Genomic DNA, 3,036 nt, shown 5'->3' with positions numbered 1-3,036 from the left:
GGCTTTCGGCCCGCCACCTAACTGTCTACGCTTAAAGACTAAAGTTACCTTTAGCCCTCCAAGACTCGCTACGAGCGAATGGCTAGTTCTTACTCGACGGGAATCCCACCCGTTATATGATACGACCTAGGCTCGGCCGCACACCTGCTCCGTTAGTACAACAAGAAAAAAGACCGCCGTAGCGATCACCGTTTTCAACTCTAATCACTTTAATAAAAACACAAAGTATTTTCCATTAATTATTAAGTTGTTTTTTTATTTCTTTAAGTTCGGATCTTAAAGCCTTAACTTGCTTAGAATTATCAATGCCAGCACTAACTGCATATGCAATTATTAGAAATAAGACAACTAAACCAATAAAGCCGTAAAATAAAGTTAAAATAATCCCCATAACTTTGTCACCCCGATATAAATTAACTACTTCAACATTACCATAAAACGGTAAAACGAGTGACATATATTTTGTTTTTCTTAAATTAACCTGCCACTTTAGCACAATAAGAAAAGCCGCCAAAATGGCACCTGGAACTTGAACTCTTGCACCCGATAGCTGAATAAGAAAAATTTATTTATGATTTTGAACAGCTACATATTTTGCGAAATAAGGAAAGCTAACATAAACGGCAACAAAAAAATTGTTGTCGATAAATAATAATGAAAATTAGTTTGATAAAAAATGGATGCCACTATTAAAAACAAAAGTCCAACTAAAATTCTGTTCATCTTAGTAACATTATGTTTTGTTCCACATTTCACACATACAAGTGGTTTCTTGAAGGTAAAAATGTTGAACTGATTAAAGAATTCTATAAGCTGAGAGACGAAAAATTGCAAGAAGCAATTGCGTTGGTGGAGAAAAAAAGCAAGAGATTAATTAAGATAAATGAAACCGAAAGGGGTGTCGTATACGACATCTCTTTTTTATTTAGGTTTTACTGCGTAAACGCAAAATCGTGTCTCCACATCAATTTTTAATAAAAAGATATTTTTGACATGTCTTGTTTTCTTAACAAATAATCCTTCGTCTTTATACATGGGAGGTTCGAATTTTTCGTGTGAATCACCCATCCAAATCTCTCCGCAAAGTCCAAAGGCCAAATTTTGGAGACAATATCTACAACCATTACTGATTAAGCTAATAGGGGATAGTTATGGAAAAGAAAGAAATTTCCCGTTATAGGTCGAATTCTATTTCTTTTTTTCATTCAAATACAATAATAATATTATTTTATGGATATATTTTACAAAAATGGGCGTGTTTTCTAAAAGACAACTCAGATTTAGAGGAAATCAGCCATATACCTCTATGTCTGTATAACACAATAGTATGATATTAGACTAAGAGGGGAGAAGTTCGTTTTGAAGAAGATAGTAACCATTTTGGCATTTGTTGTGATGTTGTTTAGTAGTTCGATGTGGGGTTCGGTTGCTTTTGCAGACACAGCCTCAACCTCGAAACCGTCAGTTACATATGGTTCGACTGGCGAATTTGGAAAAGTTACTTATAGCGGACCGTGGCCAGTAAATAAGTGGAGTTATTACGGTTATGCCTATAAATATAATTCTTGGGACAGAGATGCGTTCGAAGCCATAAACTACGCAGCGAATGTTTCTTTGTCTGCAAGCAGCCAATCAACCTACAGTCTTTCAGGTTCTACAGAATTTGGGATAAAAACAATTGCAAAGGCTAATATATCAGGTTCGTGGGGTCAGACTTGGGGGAAAACTTCAACCGTTACTTTTGATGCCACTAAAGGGTACGTTTACGAACTGTGGAGTGCGAAATAGAATAAGAGTGGAAAAATATCAATATCCACGCTTTGGATATGACACTCTCTATGCCAAAGCAAACGATAAGTACGGAACGTATAAGTGGTTTTACCGTTATCTTAATAATCTCTAAAAAAACCAACATACCGTTAAAAGTATGTTGTTTTTTTATATAAAATAGTAAGATTGAAATAATACCATATATTGTTAGGAAAATAAAAGATAGAAAGGCGTGGAGGGAAATTGAAAAAGAATTATCTTAAAATGGTTTCAATCGGTTTCACTTGCCTTCTTTTGACGACATCTTGCGTGATAGAAAAGGGAGGAAGTAAAGAAGCACAGGTAACACAACACAAGTCGGTAAAACCGAAGATAGCGAAGGAGGATTCTGTTAAATCCCTCTATCCAAAATTAGAAGGAGATAACGAAAATGAGGAAAATTATCTCTTTTATAATATGGCTCAAAAAAATAAAAAGGTCACTCTCACTTTTCATGATAACTACAGCAACGATCTTATAAATCATGTGACCCTTTATCAAGATGACGAAATTGCATCGAAGAATGTGCGTGTAATAGATACAAGTATTCATGATGGAGGACAGTTTACTATTGAACTCCAAGAGTATGTGGAATCATTTAATAAGATAGAACTAAAAACCACTAATGGCCAAAGTTTTATGTTGAAAACGGGTCAATACAGTTTTCAAAAGATTAACATACATAATACGATTCCCGAAAATGAACGTTGGGGTGTAGAGGGCTATAATACAGGGGAAAACGTAGCATCGTTTACGTTTGACGCTACATTTACCCGTGAAGGAGGTAGTCCTGCTAACTATAAAATATATTTACCAGAGGCGGGGACTAAAAAATTCAAAATAGCTGAAACTCATAAGGTGAACGGAAATAACAAACAGTTGGAAATGACCGTACAAACTAATAGTCCAATAAAATTTCAACATCAAGGTTCTTATGAGATGTTGGTCGTCCAAACAAACGATAAAAACCAACAATACCTGATGAATTCAATAAATGTTGCAATTGATCCAGATAATAAGTGACAAGGAGGGAATTCCACCCCTCCTTTTTTTGATTGCTTGTTTAAGTAACTTATTACACTAGTCGAGTAGAAGGGAGCCTTTCTACCTTCCGGTAGATTGTACTCCTCCCCCTCACAGAACCGTGCTTGCACTATTAATGCACACGGCTCCTCCTAGTTATCGTTTACAGACTGTAGCTAATCTCTTTTCTTAGATTCAGATTTT

General features: G+C 35.5%; 3 protein-coding genes. 2 read left to right on the top strand and 1 reads right to left on the bottom strand.

Features of this window, described 5'->3' with window-relative positions:
* Window positions 1–235 precede the first annotated feature (235 nt).
* Window positions 236–514 carry a hypothetical protein gene (locus E2K98_RS30340; RefSeq protein WP_165976445.1) on the bottom strand — a complete coding sequence of 93 codons (279 nt, stop codon included), beginning with the start codon at window positions 512–514 and terminating at the stop codon, window positions 236–238.
* An 845-nt stretch (window positions 515–1,359) separates the two neighbouring features.
* Here E2K98_RS30340 and E2K98_RS30335 point away from each other — a divergent pair.
* Together E2K98_RS30335 and E2K98_RS30330 are read left to right on the top strand one after the other, a co-directional pair.
* Complete coding sequence (locus E2K98_RS30335; RefSeq protein ID WP_133340699.1) at window positions 1,360–1,788, top strand: hypothetical protein; 429 nt, start codon at window positions 1,360–1,362, stop codon at window positions 1,786–1,788.
* A gap of 225 nt (window positions 1,789–2,013) precedes the next feature.
* A complete protein-coding gene (locus E2K98_RS30330; RefSeq protein WP_133340697.1) occupies window positions 2,014–2,832 on the top strand; it encodes a hypothetical protein in 819 nt (272 codons plus the stop codon).
* The last annotated feature ends 204 nt before the right edge of the window (window positions 2,833–3,036 follow it).

The organism is Bacillus salipaludis (genome assembly GCF_004358205.1).
Note: the sequence above shows the minus strand (reverse complement) of the source record. Positions and strands in the feature narration are given on the sequence as shown.